The sequence below is a fragment of the Vreelandella sp. ssv genome, from assembly GCF_059448525.1.
Genome location: NZ_CM182545.1, coordinates 2,072,588 through 2,089,979, shown reverse-complemented (window position 1 = coordinate 2,089,979; position 17,392 = coordinate 2,072,588). Strand labels below are relative to the sequence as shown.

The following is a 17,392-nucleotide window of genomic DNA, read 5'->3' as shown; positions in this document are numbered from 1 at the left end:
ATACTCTTTGGTCATCATTAATTACTACGCTTGTGCCTGCATTTATGCGAGGTTAGCGGCCAGCAGCTCATCGATACTTGCATAAATGCTCGCCGCGTTCCCTGAAGTGGACTGCATCTATCTTCACACTATTGGCAGCAACCCAGGCAACCCTGACCGGCACACCCCGGTGGCCATTGCTGCGTTTGAGAGGTTTCATGTTTCTAAAAATTCTTCTCTGGGCCATTCGAGTACTGGTGTTCTTGATGGTAGTTGTCTGCCTATTGCCGTTGATACCCAGTGGGCAGTGGTGGATAAGGCTGTGGGATTTTCCGCGTCTGCAGTTAACGGTCGCACTACTGGTGCCATTGATCATGCTGGGTGTCCACGCGTGGCTGGCGCGACCGGCAAAAGAGCACGCCGCGTGGATAGCGGTAATTCTAGCGGTCGCGGGGTGGCACTTGTATCACATCTTGCCTTTTACATCGGTTTGGCCGACCGAGGTGCCCACGGCTGAGGTACAGCCCGGCGGCGACCGGACGACATTAAAAGTCCTGACCGCAAACGTGACCTTCACAAACGACCACTACGCCGAGTTGCTGGACATGGTGCAGAGTGAAGACCCGGATCTGCTCTTGCTGATTGAGGTCGACAGTTCATGGGTTGAGGGGCTGGCGCAGCTTGACGAGCATTACGACTACCGCATCGGCGAAGATCGTGACGAAGGGCAGGGGCTAATGCTCTGGTCGCGTTATCCGTTGCTGGAAAAGGAGGTCAAGTACTTGGTCTCTGATCGACGCCCTTCGGTCTTTGTAACTCTTGACGTCCCTGGCATTGGCCCGGTGCGGTTCGTGGGTGCTCATCCGGTGCCGCCGGGACTGCAGGAAAGGGTCGCTGGTGATGACGATATTGAGAACCGACGAGACAGCCGTGAGCGCGATGCCGAACTGATGCTGATTGCCCGCCATGTGCAGGAAGACCCGGACAACCGCTGGATAGTGACAGGCGACTTTAATGATGTGGGGTGGTCCTACACGACACGGCTGTTCGCCGACCTGAGCGACCTGAAAGACCCGCGGCGCGGCAGGCGATTACTGAGCACCTACCATGCGGATTACCCCTTGTGGCGCTACCCCATTGATCATCTATTCGTTTCTGATGGCTTCCACCTGGTCGATCTTGATCGGGTAAGGGTAGTCGGCTCTGATCACTTCGGTATTTTTACGACGCTGGCTGTTGGGCGTAAAGACCAGGAAAAGCCTGAGGCGTCGGGCGAAGAAGAGCAAGAAGCTCAGGAGATGGTAGAGGAGGGGGCCGAAGACGCCGCCGAACACGACGGCAATTCATCCGAAGCTGACTAAACCGCGCATAGCGTAATAACCCTAACAAGGCGAGTCACGGCGACGTCTACTGCATTGCTGCTTCGCCTCCATTCCGTAGCCGCGCATGCTGGCTGGCGTTTTGCTTCAGAAAAGGTGCGATTAGTACATTGAACGACTGGATTATCATTATTTTGCTGACGCTGATACCTGGGATCGCGATGCCGATCGGAGCGTCCTTAGCCGGGCTCGAACGTATCCGGCCACGCTGGCTTGAATCTGAGGTTCGCCACAGCGTAATTGCCTTTGGTGGGGGAACGCTTTTGGCAGCAGTCGCGCTAGTTCTTGTTCCAGAGGGGATAAGAAACCTGGACACACTGCTGATAGTCGTATGTTTTATGAGTGGCGCTGCGGCATTCCTGTTGCTCGACGTACTCCTGACTGCCAAGGCTACTCCGGCGAGCCAACTGGTGGCGATGTTGTCCGATTTCGTCCCCGAAGCCCTGGCTCTTGGTGCCACCTTCGCCGTCTCTAAGGCTTCGGGGGTGTTGCTTGCAGGAATTATTGCGCTACAGAATCTTCCGGAAGGTTTTAACGCCTGCGGAGAGGTTACAAATTCGACCCATTATCGTGTTTCACAGGTGGTTGGCGCATTCACTCTGATGGCCTTGTTAGGTCCCATTGCGGGGCTAACCGGATATTTTGTCTTGTCGGGTTTTCCGGAACTTGTTTCTGCTATCTCGCTATTTGCCGCTGGAGGTATCCTATACCTGATTTTTCAGGATATTGCGCCGCAGGCCAAACTGGAAAAGCACTGGGCACCCCCACTAGGCGCTGTAGCAGGTTTTTTACTCGGCGTTATGGGTAAAGTTGCAGTTGGCGCATAAAGGGGCAGTGGTTCTCGGCCGAGGCTGCGTGAAAACCCCAAATCAGTTGGCGATTACAGTGCTCAGCCGTTTTACCCTCACTACCAGGCCAGCAAGACAGACCAGAACGCCTATAGCAATGGAGCGTCTGGCCTTTTTCGACGTTCTTGAAGCCGCCAAACTAGTCGCTCTCTCGCGGGACAGCGATATTCATTACGTTTGGGCACGTAACGGAATGCTTCTCTGGGAAGCATTCCTTTGGCCTGATTCTGCGAGGTTTTGGGCTTGGGAAGATACGCCGTGATACCGGCCTCGTGACACGCAAGAATCTCCTCTGAGTAGTCGAGGGTTATTGAACGTTGTTGAGCAGGTCGCCCATCTGCTGTTGGGAAAGCCGGGTATTCGCCATGTAGTAAACGATATCGCCATCTTTCAGTGGTCGGTCGTTGGCGGGGTTAAGCATGTTGCCATCGCCATCTTCCTCACCACTGGTAAGCCCTAATACGGTGGCGTTACAGACGTTTTTTGCCTGTACGAACAGGTCGCCGAAGGTGGCACCTGAGGGCGGGTGATTTAATCGGGTCTGGTATTGGGTGGCGCCTCGATCGACGGCCAGCAGCTCGTTGACTACCCGTGAGATGCCTGCATCGGACGCGGAGCGAACTAGCATTTCCAGCGCCAGCGCCTGAGTACATTCGATGCCCGGAAGGGTGCGCCGTAGCATGGCTGCGGTGTCCGGGTTGGCACAGTGGGCCACGATGTGGGCCTTTGGCCCTTTTAGGCTGTAAGCGCTGAGCGCCACGGTGGCAACTCGGTCATCGCTGGTGTCGTAAATAATAATGCGACTAGCGCTTTCGATCCCTGCCCGCTTAAGCAGCTCGGCGTTCGAGAAGCTCTCACCTTTGATAAACTTCAAGTCGGCCGGGCGTGGGTTACTCATTTCCTTGGTGACGCAGAGCACGACTTCATCAGGCAGGCCCTTGTCGGCCTTCAGGATATCCAGAATGCGTTCTGTGGTTTCGCCGTGCCAGCCAATCACCAGGGTATGGCCGGATAAATGGCTAAAATCGCCTTTGCCTTGCATCTGCAGTCTCCAGAAGGTTGAAATGGTGACAGTGGCTTTACCGATCAGCGCGGCAAATAGTGAAATGCCGCCTGGGATGAGGTAAAGCGTGGCGATCCACTTGCCAGCCACTGTTTCGGGGCTGAAATCACCGAACCCCACGGTACTGGCAACCACCACGTAAAAATAGAGCCAGTCGGTGAAAGTGTCGGCCATCGTCTCGCCTACCAGCGAGAAAAGGGCCCAGCTGGTTCCCATGTGGGCCAGCACCACAAGCAGAAGAAATGTCCACGTGATTTGCAGCGTTGAAGCTTTTAGCACGCGGATTAGATGCTGAATAACAGGCATAACGCTCTCTTACGGTAATGGTGTGCCAATGGGACGGGCATGGCTAAGAAACGGGCGCTTGAAGAAAACAGTTGCTAGAAAAAACAAAAAAAGGCCGCTATCGGCGACCTTTTACTTTTTTCATGTTCGTGAACGTCGGTAGATGACACAGCATCGCTTAAGCGAAGCGCTTGGCGATCCAGGAAAATGCGCTGTCGGTCAGCGACTTTTTACCGTGATGTTCGCGGTGCTGGCTCCAGACCATGCCGCCTGATACCACCACAAGGCTCATCAACATACCGGCAAGAACTAGTTCGTTCATGGCTTACCTTCCTCATCCGAGGTTTTATCCCGTTCTACGTAACCATAGCCGAATGACCCTACAAAGATCAAGAGTATACCCAGCCCTACGCCCAGCCAGACATTATCGGTATTCAGGCTAGGGTTGGTTACCACCCAACCTGCAGTGAAGCAGGTGGCGACCACGATCACGCCCACATTGCGGGTCGCTTCCAGGAACTGTTGTCGCGTCGCCCGTGCGCCGGCTCTTCGGCGTTGGGCCAAGGCCTGGCGTTCCTGCAGGCTTTTTCTTAGCCTGGCGCGCAAGGCGTCTTGTGGATCCTTACCACCCTGTGGTTCTTTCAAGTGGCCTCCTGTTAACCAGCCTATTTGCTGTGAAGCGCAAGGTGGATGCTATTAAAAGCCGGATTTATTGATTTGGGTTCCACGCATACAGTCGCCATAAACCATTGTATCACCGGCTTCTTCAGCTAATTGGCGGCAGTCGGCGGTTCTGGATGAGGTGGGGCCTGAGCTGCAGCCTGCCAGCATAAAAACGAGTAGGCAAAGGGGGATGAGGGATTTCATTGGTAACTCCTTGTCAGCCATTCTATCTACGACCATTTAACCTCATCGACGTCCGATGTGTCGATGGATGGCCGGGGAACATCCTGCAGGGCCTTTAGGTCATAGCAGCCATGTTCATGGATCAGGATAAGCAGATGGATCGTGTATTTGCGTGGGATCATCATCACAGTCAGGTGGTATATCGCATTCCAGGGCACCACTATGACGATGGCAGGAAAGACAGTGACCTTTCACCCGTATGGTTGCCTGCCGAGGAGTCGGATTTGCCGGAGGGAGTCACGGTGGAGGATCTGCGTACTGTTTCGGTAAAGGAGTGAGGCTGGAAATGGAGCATCCTTGCTCCGCCTATTGGTCCGCCCATGGGTAAAGCATGCCTGCGCTAGGTCTTGTCAGGAGAAGCGCCGACGTTTGAAAGAAACATCGCGTAGGTAGACAGGGTTCGTGCCTATCCGACGAATGTTGGCCCAGGTGCCCTTGTAGTAGGGGATGCGGTTGCGATCCGTCCATTCGCTGATGACATCTCCCTGCACGCCGTTCGGGTAGCCAAACATCATAAACACCTGACCACGCTTTAAGTCGGGCTCCAGGTAGGCCATGGCGGTAGTGGCGCCGTAATCGTTGTAGACTTCGACGATGTCGCCGTTAGTAATACTCAACGCCTGTGCATCTAATGGGTGTATTTCCAACGGTGCCATGGGATAACGGCCCTTGCGAAAGATCAGGTGCTGGTCGTGGTAGGCAGACTGCCAGATATGGTTGGTTCGCCCATTATTGATCCAGAACTCATGCGTCTCTTTTTGTCGTTGCACTACCTCGGGGTAACCGTTCCAGGGGGAAGGCTGAAAGTGGGCCTTACCGTCGTTAGTATCGAAGCGGCCGTCGGTATACAGCATTTCAGTGCCGATGAGTTTGCCATCCTGATACTCCTTGATGGGGAGCTGGACACCGTTATTGCCCGCCGCGCGAAGACGTTCGTAGGTGGCCAGGTGACCGGTGGCGCCGCCCTGACTGTCAACCTTCTTCTCGTGAGCCATGCGGAAACCGTCATTGAAGGCGTCCTCCTCTGTACGCCAGTCAAAGCCGCTGAAACGACTGACCATGGTGGCGTTACCCGCTGCCTCATAGCGTTGCTTGAGGGCGTTGGCCATGTCCGCAGCAATCAGGCAGTCCGGTTTGGCCAGCCCTGGGGGATCCATAAAGCGCTCGGATAGCCGCAGTCGTCGCTCGCCATTCATTGAGGTGAGGTTCATCTCACCCGGATGGGCGGCTGGCAGCACAAGGTGTGCGTGTTCGGCGAACTTGGTGCGATACAGGTCGATATCGACAATGAAAAGACCGCCCTTGTTCTTGACTGCGTCATAGGCAATCTCGATCAGTTCGTCGCTACTGGTGCCGCGGGCCTGTGCCAGTGCCTGATTGACGATGGCGGCACGCTGCTTGACGACCTGACGGTAGGTCTCGGCATTGAGGGTGGTTTGGAACGCGTTACAGGCCCACACCGTCAGCATCATGCCGTTGCCGTCAATCAGTTCCTGATCAATGTAGGGAGCGGGACGACCACCGGGGTAGGGGGGGCGCACATAGCCCTCCTGATGACCGCCCATGCGTACTACGCCGGTGCCACGCTTGCCAACATTGCGCGTGGCCAGCGCAAGATTGACGATAGCAGACTGAATCCGATAGTTGTCGTTTCCCCAGATCACCCCTTTTTCGTAAGCGTGCATGGTGCGCGGTGGATGACCACTCATCTTGGGCCTGTAGGCCCACTCGGCGGCCTTGATCAGATCGTCCCGGCTGACGCCGGTGATCCGGCTGCACTCCTCCAGCGTCATGCGGTTGACGGCCAGAATCGCCTCGAAGCCACTGGTGTGTTCGTCGATAAAGGCCTGGTCTTGCCAGCCCTGATCGACCACATGGCTCAACAGCCCATTGAACAGGGCGGTATCGGTACCCGGTTGAATCGCCAGATGAAGCACATTCTCCTTGCCAGCAATCGTTTCACAGATGGCTACGGTGGGGGTGCGGCGTGGGTCTACCAGAATGACCTTGCCTCTGCCCACGGTCTCGCCAGGGAACCATGCCTGTTTCTTGGCGATATTGGTGCCGCGCAGGTTCGGCTCCCAGTGAGCGAGAAACCAGTTGGTTTGGGTCTCGTAGGAGTTTCCGCCAATGGAAAAAATGACATCCGCAACTTCAGCGTCCTCGTAGCTGTTGTTCAGCTCACCGATACCCATGTCACGGCTGGCATGGCACTCAGAGTTGTAGGCGGGCCGGTTATGAATACGCACCATCTTTGATTGAAGGCCATCAAAAATCAGCTTGCCGGTGGCCCAGGTGTTCTCGAAACCACCTCCGGCACCGCCGTGGTCGAAGAGGTTGAAGAACAGCTGATCGGGGCCCTCGGTGTCAAGGATTCGCTGGGTCAGCCCGGAGTAGAGGGCCATGGCCTGTTGCCAGTTGGTTTCCACCCAGTCGTCACCGGTGTACATCAGGGGATATTTAAGCCGCCGCTCGCTGGTGGGGGTGCTTTCCGAATACATCACGCTGGCCATCTGCCCGCCACGGGTGGATGAGAGGCCCTGGTTAACACTGCACTCCTTGTCGGGCAGAATCATGATGTTGTATTCGCGGCCGTCGTGATCCCTGATCTGGTTGGCCATGGCCGGTGTCATGGTGACCTGCATGGGGGCAAGCTGCTGGGTGAAGTCGAGGCCTAGCGCATTATCACTGGGCGTTCTGCCTCCCTCCTGGTTGGCTGGCCACTTATAGACATGATAACCGCAGCCGACAATGCAGAATTGGCAGGCCAGGTTGGTTTTCTGGGCATTGGTCGGAGGTAGCGGGATACGGTCCTTGAACTGCGTCATTATAGTTCTCCCGATTCAGATGATATTGGCCTGGCGGCCATAGATAAGGCCGTCAATCGACAGGGCAAACAGGGCATCCTCCGCCGGGTCATACTCAAGGATGATGCGGGGCAGGTTCTCGGTCGCCTGTCCAATGACCATCTGGCCGGTGTTGTCGGGGTCGAAGATGCTGTAGTGGCACGGACACTTGAAGGTTTCTGATGCCTGGTCATAGTTCACCGGGCAACCCATGTGGGTGCATTGGGTACTATAGGCCACCACGTCGTTGGCTGGACCGACCCCGCTCTTGACTTCACGGCCTCTGCGGATCATCACGCAGGGCGAACGGTTATCGGGGTAGTTGAAATAAAGCGGCTGGTTGATCTCCAGCTCGCTGAGCATGGCGATCATCTCCCTCGGGTAAGGCAGCGTAGTGCTTCCTGCAAGGGTAGAGGGGTTGCCATTCTGTGCATGGGTGATCGGTGACAGCGGTAGGGTACTCAAGGCTGCGCTGCTGCCGGTTAGCTTGAGAAAGCTACGGCGACTCAATTGTGCCATTGGCTGACACTCCGTTGTTGTTGGAACGCCCGAGCCGGGTTAGTAATATATGGATATCCGTATTTAATCCACATCTCAGCCTAGTTCTGCCTGGATAACCGCGCAAGATCAGATAACTCATCAACCATGGGTGCTATTGGGGCTTAATAATGTTGGTTTTAGTGGCTTTTCGTCAGACTTTTCCCTCCATTTTTCCATCTATTTCAGCCTCCGTTGATTGCTAGCTGCATAAAGCGCATCCACTTAGGCAATCGCCGTCTTCGCACTGCTATTTTGAAATTAAAAAGACTACGTATTCACTATATTATACTAAAGTATATTCTTTTTTTTATCATAAAGTTACGATTTTTTCGTGGTGGAAAGAAAGCAATATATTGAATACGTAGTCTTTTTCTTCTAGAACTGTTGGTGTTGATCGTTACCACGCCTTACCTGATCAAGCCGTGGCGGTGAACTTGCAGCAACAATAACGACAAAAGGAGCCAATCAAATGCACCACTTCCCACTTACTCCATTCAAAATCTCACTTATGGCCGGCGCGATTACCCTGGCAATGGCCACCACGGCAGCAGCGCAGGCAGAACGCGTGATCAATATTAGCTTGCCGCTTGGGCCTGAATCTCAGCAGGGGGTCGGGATATTAAAGTTCGGCGAAGAGTTAGAGCGTCTTTCAGAAGGGCGCCTGACCATCGAACCGCACTACAACAATGCCTTGGGCGCCGAGCGCGAGGTCGTCGAGGGCATGGGGTTCGGCATCATCGATGCTGGCATTACCTCAACGGGGCCGATGGGCGGCTTTGTCGATGAATTCATGCTGTTCGACCTGCCCTATATCTTTGAAAATCATGAGCACGCCTATGCCTTCCTTGATAGCGAGTACGGCGAACAGTTGGCGCAGCTCGCTGAAGATCAAATGAACGTCAAGTTTCTGGCATGGATGGAAAACGGTTTCCGCCATAACACCAACTCGGTACGTGCGCTCCATACCCCGGCCGACCTTGAGGGAATCAATCACCGCACCCAGGAAAGCCGAGTGCAGGTGGATACCTGGGAAGCGCTGGGAGCCAACGCCACCCCGATGGCCTGGACCGAGGTCTATACCGCTCTACAGCAGGGGGTAATGGATAGCCAGGAGAACCCGTTGCCGACTATCTACGATGTCAACTTCTACGAAGTGCAGGACTACCTGAACCTGACTCAGCACGTGTACTCCCCGGCGCCTCTGATGATGGGACTAGATCTGTTCAATTCATTCAGCGAGGAAGACCAGGCGATTATTCTTGAAGCGGCGCAAATTGCCCTGCCTTTTCAAAGAGAAGCAAGCCAAGAGCTCGAACAGCGCTATCTCGTGCAGCTCGAAGAGCTGGGCATGACGGTCACCAAGCCTGACCTCGCGCCGTTCCGTGAGGCGGTCCGCCCTGTCATCGAGGAGTGGTCACCGACTGTTGGTGAGGAGCTCGTCGAGGCAGCGATCAATTTCGAGCATTGATTCTCCCTTCTACACGCGGGGGGTAAGCCTCCCGCTCTCTCATCATGGGTGAGGCAGCTATGAAGTCTTTTCTGATACAGGTCAATAAAGCCATTGATCAGTTTAATCGGCTGGTGGGCTGGAGTTTGGCATTGTTGCTACTGACCATGACCGTACTAATTTTTTGGCAAGTGTTTGCCCGGTTCGTTGTCGGTAAGCCGCTGTTCTTCTCAGATGAAATCGCGCGCTTTGCAATGATCTGGCTGACGTTTATCGGTGCCGGTTACGCCTATCGGAAAGGCGCCCTGATTTCAGTCGATATTCTGCTTGAGTATGCCAATGCACGCTTCGCCTGCGCCTTACGCGTGGTGGTCGTACTTTGCTCTGCGCTGTTCGCGCTGATCATCGTGAAATATGGCTTTGATCTGGTGGGGCGTGTTGCCAGTCAGACTGCGCCCAGTACCCGTGTATCGATGATGTGGCCCTACATGGCGGTTCCTTTGGGTGGCATCGTCATTCTGGTCAACAGCGTTGGGCTACTGATCGATGAAGTGGTCGGCAATGCTCACTCCAAACAGGCGGAATACCAGCCGCCGGAGGTCATTTAACATGGCTCTGTTGTTGTTTCTACTGTTGCTTGGTCTGTTTGTTGCCGGTGTGCCTATTGCCTTCTCGCTGGGGCTGGCTTCGGCCATTACCGTGTGGCATGGCGATTTAATGCCCATGCTGATCGTGACCCAACAGTTGATCAGCTCGGTAAACTCCTTTCCGTTGATGGCCATCCCATTCTTTATCCTGGCCGGATTTCTGATGCAGCACGGCGGCATTTCCGAGCGCCTGGTGAATTTCTCGAACACGCTAGTGGGTGGCATGACGGGTGGATTGGCCATGGTCGCGATTGTCACTTCGCTGTTCTTTGCCGCCATCTCCGGGTCAGGTGCTGCCACGACAGCCGCGATTGGCTCGATCCTGATACCTGCCATGATCGCCAAGGGGTACCCGGGCAGTTATGCCGCGTCGAATCAGGCCGCTTCGGGGGCACTTGGGGTGATCATTCCGCCCAGCATTCCTCTGATCCTTTACGCGATAGCAGCGAATGTGTCGGTCGGTGACATGTTCATTGCGGGTATCCTGCCGGGTATTCTGGTGTCTGTCTCGTTGCTGATCTTCGCTTACCTGTTTGCCCGCAAGAACGGTATTGGCGGCAACCAGCGCAGCACAGTGAAGGAAATGTTGCAGGCGGCCCGTAAAGCATTACTGGCGATTCTGATGCCTGTGATCATACTTGGCGGCATCTACGGCGGTATCACGACACCCACCGAAGCGGCGGTGATCGCGGTAGCCTACTCCTTTATTGTCGGTTTCGTGGTCTACCGTGAGATTAAAGTGCGCGATCTGATGCGCATCTTGCAGGAGTCAGCGGTAACCACGGCGGTCGTACTGAGCATTATCGCCGCCGCCGGACTCTATGGACGCATCCTGCAGAGCTTGCGGGTGCCCACCATGGTGTCCGACTTTGTGCTGGCTACCATCGGTAGCCCGCTTGCCTTCATTATCATGGCCAACTTGCTGCTGCTATTCGTCGGTATGTTTATCGAAGCGGCTGCGGCAATTCTTATCTTTGTACCGATACTGTTGCCCATTGCCCTCAGCTTCGGCTTCGACCCCGTACATTTCGGCATCATTATGGTGGTCAATCTGGCCATGGGTATGTTTACCCCGCCGGTGGGGCTGAACCTGTTCGTTGCCTCGCAGATTTCCAGTATCGGTATTGCCCGGTTAACCAGGGCGATTCTGCCCTTTGTTGCCATTGTGCTTATCAACGTGCTGATCATCAGCGTGATTCCTGCACTATCCACGTGGCTACCGTCGCTTTGATAGCACGTTTCACCCTTTCATCGAACAAGGAGAACAACCATGTCAGTTATCGAAAGCCTCGTGCCACGGCAAGGATTGAAGGTTCTGATTACTGCCGGGGCCAACGGCATTGGTTTGGCGATTGCTAAGGCATTCAAGGAAACCGGCGCCACTGTGCATGTCTGCGATGTGGACGAAGCCGCGCTGGCTGCGTTGCCCGAAGGGATCTCTTACACGCTGGCGGATGTGAGCAAACCTCAGGATGTCGATCGATTGTTTGGCGAAGTAAATGCACTGGGTGGGCTGGACGTGGTGGTCAACAACGCAGGAATCGCTGGGCCAACGGCGGGGGTTGAAGAGATCGATGAAGAGGCGTGGTGCCGCACCATCGATATCAACCTGAACGGCCAGTACCGTGTCGCTCATCGGTCGGCCGCGTTACTCCGCGAGAGCCAGGGACTGATGATTAATCTCGCTTCGGTGGCTGGGCGACTTGGGTTTGCCTATCGTACGCCTTATGCGGCAAGTAAATGGGCGGTGGTTGGCCTGACCAAGAGCCTGGCCTGCGAGTTGGGGCCCGAGGGTGTTCGGGTGAACGCCATCTTGCCGGGGATCGTGCGCGGCCCCCGAATCGAAAAGGTGATTGAAGATCGCGCTAGCAAGCGGGGAATCAGCTATGAGGCGATGGAGCAGGAGAACCTCGCTAAGGTCTCCATGCGCAAGATGGTAGAACCCACGGATATAGCTGCCATGGCGCTGTTTTTGTCGGCCCCCGGTGGCGCCAATATTTCAGGGCAGGCGCTGAGTGTGTGCGGCAACGTCGAAACACTTTAATCAGAGGCATCGATCATGCAGACAGAGACATCACAGACCGCTGGCGCTGCCTCGCAACTCAAGATCGGGATAGTCGGGGCAGGCCTGATTGGCCGTGCCTGGGCCATCGTGTTTGCCCGGGCGGGATTCAACGTTAGCTTGTACGACGTGAATGCATCGGCCCTGGAAAACGCCGACGAGGCCATCCGGCAGTCGCTAGCCGACTTGGAGCAGGCGGGCTTGGTCACTGAAGTTGAGCAGGTGATGGCGCATATCCATATGGAGGCTGACCTAGCTCGCGCCATGCAGGACGTTGGCTACGTACAGGAGTGCGGGCCTGAAAGTATAGAGGGCAAGCGAGCCATCTATCGTGAGCTTGAAATGGTCGTTGCCGATGACACCATACTAGCCAGTTCCACCTCTGGTATTGCGGCTTCCCGGTTCAGCGATCATCTACGCTGTCCGGAGCGCTGCCTCGTTGCTCATCCGGTGAACCCACCTTATTTGATCCCGCTGGTCGAGGTGGTACCTACCCCCGATACCAGCGAGTCCGCGACGAAGACGACCTTGCAACTGATGGAAGCGGCTCAGCAGGCACCGATTCTGGTACGCAAGGAGATTGAAGGTTTCGTGCTCAATCGCTTGCAGGGGGCACTTCTGAATGAAGCGCTAAGGCTTTTCCGTGATGGGTATGTGTCGGCGGAAGATCTCGACAAGACCGTGAAGCAAGGGCTAGGGCTGCGATGGTCGTTCATGGGACCGTTTGAAACCATCGACCTCAATGCACCCGATGGCGTGGTGGACTATGCCAGCCGCTATGGTCCCTTGTATCACCTGGTAGACCAGCAGCGGGGTGGAGAGAACCCCTGGGATGAAGACACTCTGAAAGCACTGAATGAAGAGCGTCGTGCACTGCTACCTCCTTCAGAGCTCCATGCTCGCCATGAGTGGCGTGATCGCCGACTAATGGCGCTGATGGCACATCAACGCTCGATGAATGACTAAGCAGCTCGCGATAATACAATAAGGAGACATCAACATGGCTCAGAAACGTAAAGTGATCATTTCCTGCGCGGTGACCGGTGCGATCCACACCCCGTCAATGTCGCCGCACTTGCCGGTCACACCTGAGGAAATTGCCGAAGCGAGCATTGCCGCCTCCGAGGCTGGCGCCGCTATTCTACATCTTCATGCACGTGATCCCGATACAGGCAAGCCTACCCAGGATCCGGCGATGTTCGAACGCTTTCTCCCCAGGATCAAGGCATCGACTAATGCGGTCATCAACCTGACCACAGGGGGCAGCCCGCACATGACGGTCGACGAGCGTATGCGACCAGCCATGGAGTTCCAGCCTGAGCTGGCCTCGATGAACATGGGGTCAATGAACTTTGGTCTGTTTCCGATGCTCAATCGCTACCAGTCGTTCGAGCATCAGTGGGAGCGTGACCACCTAGAAAATAGCCGTGATCTAGTGTTTAAGAATACTTTTGCAGATATTGAAAAAGCGATCACACTCGGTACCCAAAATGGCACGCGGTTCGAATGCGAATGCTACGATATAGGCCATCTCTATAACCTGCGCAACTTGCTGGACAGAGGGGTTGTTGGTGGCAAGCTCTTTGTTCAGAGCGTGTTTGGAATTCTGGGTGGTATCGGCCCGCACCCGGAGGATGTCATGCATATGCGGCGCACTGCTGACCGCCTTTTCGGGGATGGCTACGAGTGGTCAGTGTTGGGGGCTGGAAGCCACCAAATGCGGATCGCCGCCCAGTCAGCCGCTATGGGAGGGCATGTGCGGGTAGGGCTTGAAGACTCTTTGTGGCTGGAACCGGGCAAGCTGGCCCAGAGCAATGCCAGCCAGGTAACACGGGTACGTGAACTGCTGGAAGCTCTCTCCTTTGAGATTGCCACCCCTGACGAAGCTCGCGAAATGCTAGAGTTGAAAGGTGCTGACCAAGTCGGCTTCTAATTGACCTTCGCACGTCACCTGCACTGTTGAAAGGCCCTAGCGACAGGGCCTTCTCAGCTTTGGTAAGTTAACCCAGTTCGTTAACCCATAAGCCAATAAGTTGAATAAATGAAGAGAAAATCCGTCACTTCGCGCGATGTAGCTCAGCTTGCCGGTGTTTCGCAATCAGCCGTAAGCCGCAGCTTCTCACCGGCGTCCAGTGTGTCAGAAAAGACGCGTAAAAAAGTGATGGATGCGGCACGCACGCTGGGATACCGACCTAACACCATCGCCCGCTCACTGATTACCCGCTCTAGCCGGACTATCGCGGTAGTCACCTATAGTCTTCAAAACCCTTTCTATGCCTACCTGCTTGAGAAAGCGTCACGCTTTCTACAAGAGCAGGGGTACCATCTATTGCTGTTTTTTGCCCCGCAAAATGGCGATTTCGACATGATGGTCGACGACCTGATCCGTAGTCAGGTAGAAGGGGTGCTGATGCTAGCCATCACCTTAAACCAGCACCAGGCGGCAGAGGTGGCAGACTTCGGGATTCCAGTCGTCATTATTAACCGTACCGTGGAGTATTCAGGCATTAGCCAGGTGGGAAGCGACAACTATCAAGGCGGCTATTGGGCTGGTCGCTACCTTGCCTCTTTAGGGCGCCAACGGATTGCCTATTTGGCTGGCATACCCGAGTCCACCACCAATCGCCAGCGTGAGGAGGGTTTTAAAGCGGGCTTGGCAGCAGAGGGGCTGGAGTGCTTTGCCTACGATATAGGTCACTATCGTTATGACGACGCCTGCGATGCTACGCGCCGCCTTTTCTCTACTCGTCGACCCGAAGCTACCCCAGATGCCTTGTTTGCCGCCAATGACTTGATGGCGATCGCAGGAATGGAGACATTACGCGATGAGTTGCATCTAGTCGTTCCGGAAGATGTATCGGTTATCGGTTTTGATGATATGGCGATGTCTGCGTGGCCCAGTCATTCGTTGACGACCCTGCAGCAGCCCGTCGAACAGATGATTATCAAGGCCACCGAGCTACTACTTACCCATATCAGTGATCCTGATGCCTTGCCTGAGCAGGTCGTGTTGCCTGTCACGCCGAGAATCCGCAGAAGTACATCGTCGATACTTTCCACTGAGTCGGTCAAAAGCGGAAGTAGATGAGGGCGTAATAAACCGCGCCGAGCAAATGTTCTTGCTTACAAATAGATTGTGTTTGGCTTGCTTTCAACTACTATGCGATTAATACCTAACTCCTCTGGATATGCCACCATGTTAAAAGGTTTGATCGTCTGTTTTGCGGTGCTTTTTGCGCAATTGGCGGTGCTGCATGTAATTGATGCTCGGCTTTACAACGCTTCGCAGGATGTCCGTCAAACGGTGGCAACCACCTTGACGCCGAATAAAGACGAACATGATGACGAAGAAGAGGTTCAGGGATAGACGTAACGAAGGGGGTTACGCATTTCACCTAGCCATTCATTAAAGGGCCTGCCATGAGCGTTGGTCGGCCCCCTGTTTGCGCGCTGGCGCTCGTAGTCATCCAGCCCGTCCCAGTCGTGAACAATAAGTATGCTGCCCTTGGCGTCATCTTCGCCCACAACAAAATAGCCCTGGAAGTTCTCCTCATTCACGCTGTAAGAGATATTGCTCCTACAGGTGACAAGGCCATGACCGGCATTGCCACTGCAATAAGAGTCAATGTACTCGTGGGAAGTAGCATTTTTTATTTTTAATATGCCCAGGGAGGTGCTCAATAAGCATAGATATTGCGTCGTGCGCTTGCACAACGTTGAAAGAGCATTGGCGAAGAGGATAGTGTGTATTAGACAAAGGCTTGCGTATGGAACTCGGTAACGGCATTCTTGTCAGTTGTTGGAAATACCTTTAGGGAGCATGAATACATGGCTTACAACGATACACGTACGGCTCGTACCCAGTCGGGTGGCGTTGCTAACAGTGTTAGTACTAACAAGGTGTTGCGAAACACTTACGCGCTGCTGGCGATGACGCTGCTGTTCTCGGCAGTGACAGCAGGTGCGGCAGTTGCACTTGGCATTCAGCAAATGAACATCTTTGTGTTCTTCATTGGTGCCTATGGCCTGATGTTCCTTGTCCACAAAACCGCGAACTCTGCAGCGGGCTTGCTGGCCACGTTTGCCTTTACAGGCTTCATGGGCTTCACATTAGGGCCAATTCTTTCTGCCTACCTGACGCTGCCTAACGGCGGTGCGTTGATCATGAATGCGCTGGCTATGACAGGCCTGACTTTTGTGGGTCTCTCCGCAGTGGCGTTAACCACCAAAAAAGATTTCAGCTTCTTGAGTAATTTCCTGATGGCCGGTGCCATCGTGTTGATTCTCGCCATGGTTGCTGGATTTTTCTTTAACATTCCTGCGCTTTCACTCATGGTTTCGGCTGGTTTTGTGCTGTTTGCTTCAGCCGCTATCCTGTATCAAACCAGCGAGATTATTCACCGCGCCGGTGAAACCAACTACATTCTCGCTACCGTGACGCTCTACGTTTCGATCTACAATCTGTTTGTGAGCCTGCTTTCAATTCTAGGCATCATGAGCAACGATTGATCTAAGAAAGCGATAGACGATATGACAGGCCCTATTTAGGGTCTGTTTTTTTTTAGCGCAATGGCCACTAGTCATCTATCTCTAATCATCAACCATCAGGTATCAATATGATGCAGTACGGTTTATTGGTGATGGGTGCACCATACAGCAGCCCGGCACCGCACTCTGCATTACGTTTCGCCCATGCCGTGCTGGCGCGGGGGCATCAACTCTCGGGTGTTTTTTTCTATCATGACGGCATTCATAATGCGTCATCATTGATGGCGCCTCCACAGGACGAACTCAACCTGCGTGATGCCTGGGTTGAATTGAATCAGCAGCATTCAATTCCTCTGGATGTCTGTATTGCTGCGGCCCTGCGGCGCGGTTTAATGAATGAGGCAGAAGCGCAGCGGCATGGAAAACAAGCGTTTAATCTATCTCCTCCTTTTGAGCTGACCGGTCTTGGCCAATTGCTTGACTTACAGCACCGCGTTGATCGTTTCATCACTTTTGCTTGAAAGGAAACCCCATGGCGACATCCGATGCGCTGTTAGTGATTATTCGTCACGCTCCACACGATTCAAACTGGTTACGTGAAGGCTTAGATGCTGCCTTGGTGGCTGCGGCGTTTGGTCAGCCTGTGCACCTACTGTTTATGGGGCAGGGGATATTGGCGCTGCTGAAGGAGCAGGGCAGTGGAGCTCCTGGGCAAAAAACGACGCTGCCCACTATCGACATGTTGGAAATGTACGATATAGATCAGCTTTGGGTAGGCCAGGAAGCACTGCAAGCGTTGCACCTTGGACCCGGTGCGCTGGTGGAAGGGGTAACTGTGATAGCTGAACGAGAGATACCTGATCTATTGGAAAATCACGCCAGTATACTCAATTTCTAGCAGG

General features: G+C 54.4%; 21 protein-coding genes. 15 read left to right on the top strand and 6 right to left on the bottom strand.

The genetic code is table 11. The features are described from left to right. Nucleotides 1-197 precede the first annotated feature (197 nt). Together AC5TBW_RS09610 and AC5TBW_RS09605 are read left to right on the top strand one after the other, a co-directional pair. Nucleotides 198-1,340, top strand: a complete 1,143-nt coding sequence (locus AC5TBW_RS09610) for an endonuclease/exonuclease/phosphatase family protein (RefSeq protein WP_495511839.1) — start codon at nucleotides 198-200, stop codon at nucleotides 1,338-1,340. Between the two features lie 128 nt (nucleotides 1,341-1,468). Continuing rightward, entirely contained in the window at nucleotides 1,469-2,185 is a 717-nt protein-coding gene (locus tag AC5TBW_RS09605; RefSeq protein ID WP_495511838.1) for a ZIP family metal transporter, read from the top strand. 328 nt (nucleotides 2,186-2,513) lie between these two features. On the opposite strand, the gene AC5TBW_RS09600 is transcribed toward AC5TBW_RS09605, so the two are convergent. The 4 genes from AC5TBW_RS09600 to AC5TBW_RS09585 form a co-directional block, all read right to left on the bottom strand. Continuing rightward, on the bottom strand, nucleotides 2,514-3,575 hold the full coding sequence (locus tag AC5TBW_RS09600; protein WP_495511837.1) for an ion channel: 1,062 nt from the start codon (nucleotides 3,573-3,575) through the stop codon (nucleotides 2,514-2,516). A 157-nt stretch (nucleotides 3,576-3,732) separates the two neighbouring features. Next, complete coding sequence (locus AC5TBW_RS09595) at nucleotides 3,733-3,876, bottom strand: hypothetical protein (RefSeq protein ID WP_495511836.1); 144 nt, start codon at nucleotides 3,874-3,876, stop codon at nucleotides 3,733-3,735. Then, entirely contained in the window at nucleotides 3,873-4,199 is a 327-nt protein-coding gene (locus AC5TBW_RS09590) for a hypothetical protein (protein ID WP_495511835.1), read from the bottom strand. Before AC5TBW_RS09590 ends, AC5TBW_RS09595 begins: the two co-directional genes overlap by 4 nt. A 51-nt stretch (nucleotides 4,200-4,250) precedes the next feature. Then, nucleotides 4,251-4,421 carry a hypothetical protein gene (locus AC5TBW_RS09585; protein ID WP_495511834.1) on the bottom strand — a complete coding sequence of 57 codons (171 nt, stop codon included), beginning with the start codon at nucleotides 4,419-4,421 and terminating at the stop codon, nucleotides 4,251-4,253. Nucleotides 4,422-4,555: 134 nt separating this feature from the next. Here AC5TBW_RS09585 and AC5TBW_RS09580 point away from each other — a divergent pair, with 134 nt between their 5' ends. Next, nucleotides 4,556-4,738 carry a hypothetical protein gene (locus tag AC5TBW_RS09580; protein WP_495511833.1) on the top strand — a complete coding sequence of 61 codons (183 nt, stop codon included), beginning with the start codon at nucleotides 4,556-4,558 and terminating at the stop codon, nucleotides 4,736-4,738. Between the two features lie 72 nt (nucleotides 4,739-4,810). On the opposite strand, the gene AC5TBW_RS09575 is transcribed toward AC5TBW_RS09580, so the two are convergent. Together AC5TBW_RS09575 and AC5TBW_RS09570 are read right to left on the bottom strand one after the other, a co-directional pair. After that, nucleotides 4,811-7,288, bottom strand: a complete 2,478-nt coding sequence (locus AC5TBW_RS09575) for an arsenate reductase (azurin) large subunit (RefSeq protein ID WP_495511832.1) — start codon at nucleotides 7,286-7,288, stop codon at nucleotides 4,811-4,813. Between the two features lie 15 nt (nucleotides 7,289-7,303). Beyond that, nucleotides 7,304-7,825, bottom strand: coding sequence for an arsenate reductase (azurin) small subunit (locus AC5TBW_RS09570; protein WP_495511831.1), 522 nt, complete (start codon nucleotides 7,823-7,825; stop codon nucleotides 7,304-7,306). A 490-nt stretch (nucleotides 7,826-8,315) separates the two neighbouring features. Between AC5TBW_RS09570 and AC5TBW_RS09565 the strand changes: the two genes are divergently transcribed. The 12 genes from AC5TBW_RS09565 to tusC all read left to right on the top strand — a co-directional run bounded on the left by AC5TBW_RS09565 (nucleotide 8,316) and on the right by tusC (nucleotide 17,388). Beyond that, the gene (locus AC5TBW_RS09565) at nucleotides 8,316-9,314 is read left to right on the top strand and encodes a TRAP transporter substrate-binding protein (RefSeq protein ID WP_495511830.1); all 999 of its coding nucleotides are present in this window, start codon (nucleotides 8,316-8,318) and stop codon (nucleotides 9,312-9,314) included. 59 nt (nucleotides 9,315-9,373) lie between these two features. Further along, on the top strand, nucleotides 9,374-9,901 hold the full coding sequence (locus tag AC5TBW_RS09560; RefSeq protein ID WP_495511829.1) for a TRAP transporter small permease: 528 nt from the start codon (nucleotides 9,374-9,376) through the stop codon (nucleotides 9,899-9,901). A gap of 1 nt (nucleotide 9,902) precedes the next feature. Further along, nucleotides 9,903-11,171, top strand: coding sequence for a TRAP transporter large permease (locus AC5TBW_RS09555; protein WP_495511828.1), 1,269 nt, complete (start codon nucleotides 9,903-9,905; stop codon nucleotides 11,169-11,171). A 39-nt stretch (nucleotides 11,172-11,210) separates the two neighbouring features. Next, nucleotides 11,211-11,984: an SDR family oxidoreductase gene (locus tag AC5TBW_RS09550; protein ID WP_495511827.1), complete on the top strand. Its 774-nt coding sequence runs from the start codon at nucleotides 11,211-11,213 to the stop codon at nucleotides 11,982-11,984. Nucleotides 11,985-11,999: 15 nt separating this feature from the next. Next, nucleotides 12,000-12,968, top strand: a complete 969-nt coding sequence (locus AC5TBW_RS09545; RefSeq protein ID WP_495511826.1) for a 3-hydroxyacyl-CoA dehydrogenase — start codon at nucleotides 12,000-12,002, stop codon at nucleotides 12,966-12,968. Nucleotides 12,969-13,002: 34 nt separating this feature from the next. Next, nucleotides 13,003-13,935, top strand: coding sequence for a 3,5-dioxohexanoate:acetyl-CoA acetone transferase (gene kce / locus AC5TBW_RS09540; protein ID WP_495511825.1), 933 nt, complete (start codon nucleotides 13,003-13,005; stop codon nucleotides 13,933-13,935). 108 nt (nucleotides 13,936-14,043) lie between these two features. Beyond that, on the top strand, nucleotides 14,044-15,090 hold the full coding sequence (locus AC5TBW_RS09535; protein ID WP_495511824.1) for a LacI family DNA-binding transcriptional regulator: 1,047 nt from the start codon (nucleotides 14,044-14,046) through the stop codon (nucleotides 15,088-15,090). Nucleotides 15,091-15,198: 108 nt separating this feature from the next. Next, nucleotides 15,199-15,369, top strand: a complete 171-nt coding sequence (locus AC5TBW_RS09530) for a hypothetical protein (RefSeq protein WP_495511823.1) — start codon at nucleotides 15,199-15,201, stop codon at nucleotides 15,367-15,369. A 53-nt stretch (nucleotides 15,370-15,422) separates the two neighbouring features. Next, on the top strand, nucleotides 15,423-15,662 hold the full coding sequence (locus tag AC5TBW_RS09525; protein WP_495511822.1) for a hypothetical protein: 240 nt from the start codon (nucleotides 15,423-15,425) through the stop codon (nucleotides 15,660-15,662). 168 nt (nucleotides 15,663-15,830) lie between these two features. Next, nucleotides 15,831-16,511, top strand: coding sequence for a Bax inhibitor-1/YccA family protein (locus tag AC5TBW_RS09520; RefSeq protein WP_495511821.1), 681 nt, complete (start codon nucleotides 15,831-15,833; stop codon nucleotides 16,509-16,511). A 110-nt stretch (nucleotides 16,512-16,621) separates the two neighbouring features. Next, on the top strand, nucleotides 16,622-17,011 hold the full coding sequence (tusD, locus tag AC5TBW_RS09515; protein ID WP_495511940.1) for a sulfurtransferase complex subunit TusD: 390 nt from the start codon (nucleotides 16,622-16,624) through the stop codon (nucleotides 17,009-17,011). An 11-nt stretch (nucleotides 17,012-17,022) separates the two neighbouring features. Beyond that, on the top strand, nucleotides 17,023-17,388 hold the full coding sequence (gene tusC, locus AC5TBW_RS09510; RefSeq protein WP_495511820.1) for a sulfurtransferase complex subunit TusC: 366 nt from the start codon (nucleotides 17,023-17,025) through the stop codon (nucleotides 17,386-17,388). The last annotated feature ends 4 nt before the right edge of the window (nucleotides 17,389-17,392 follow it).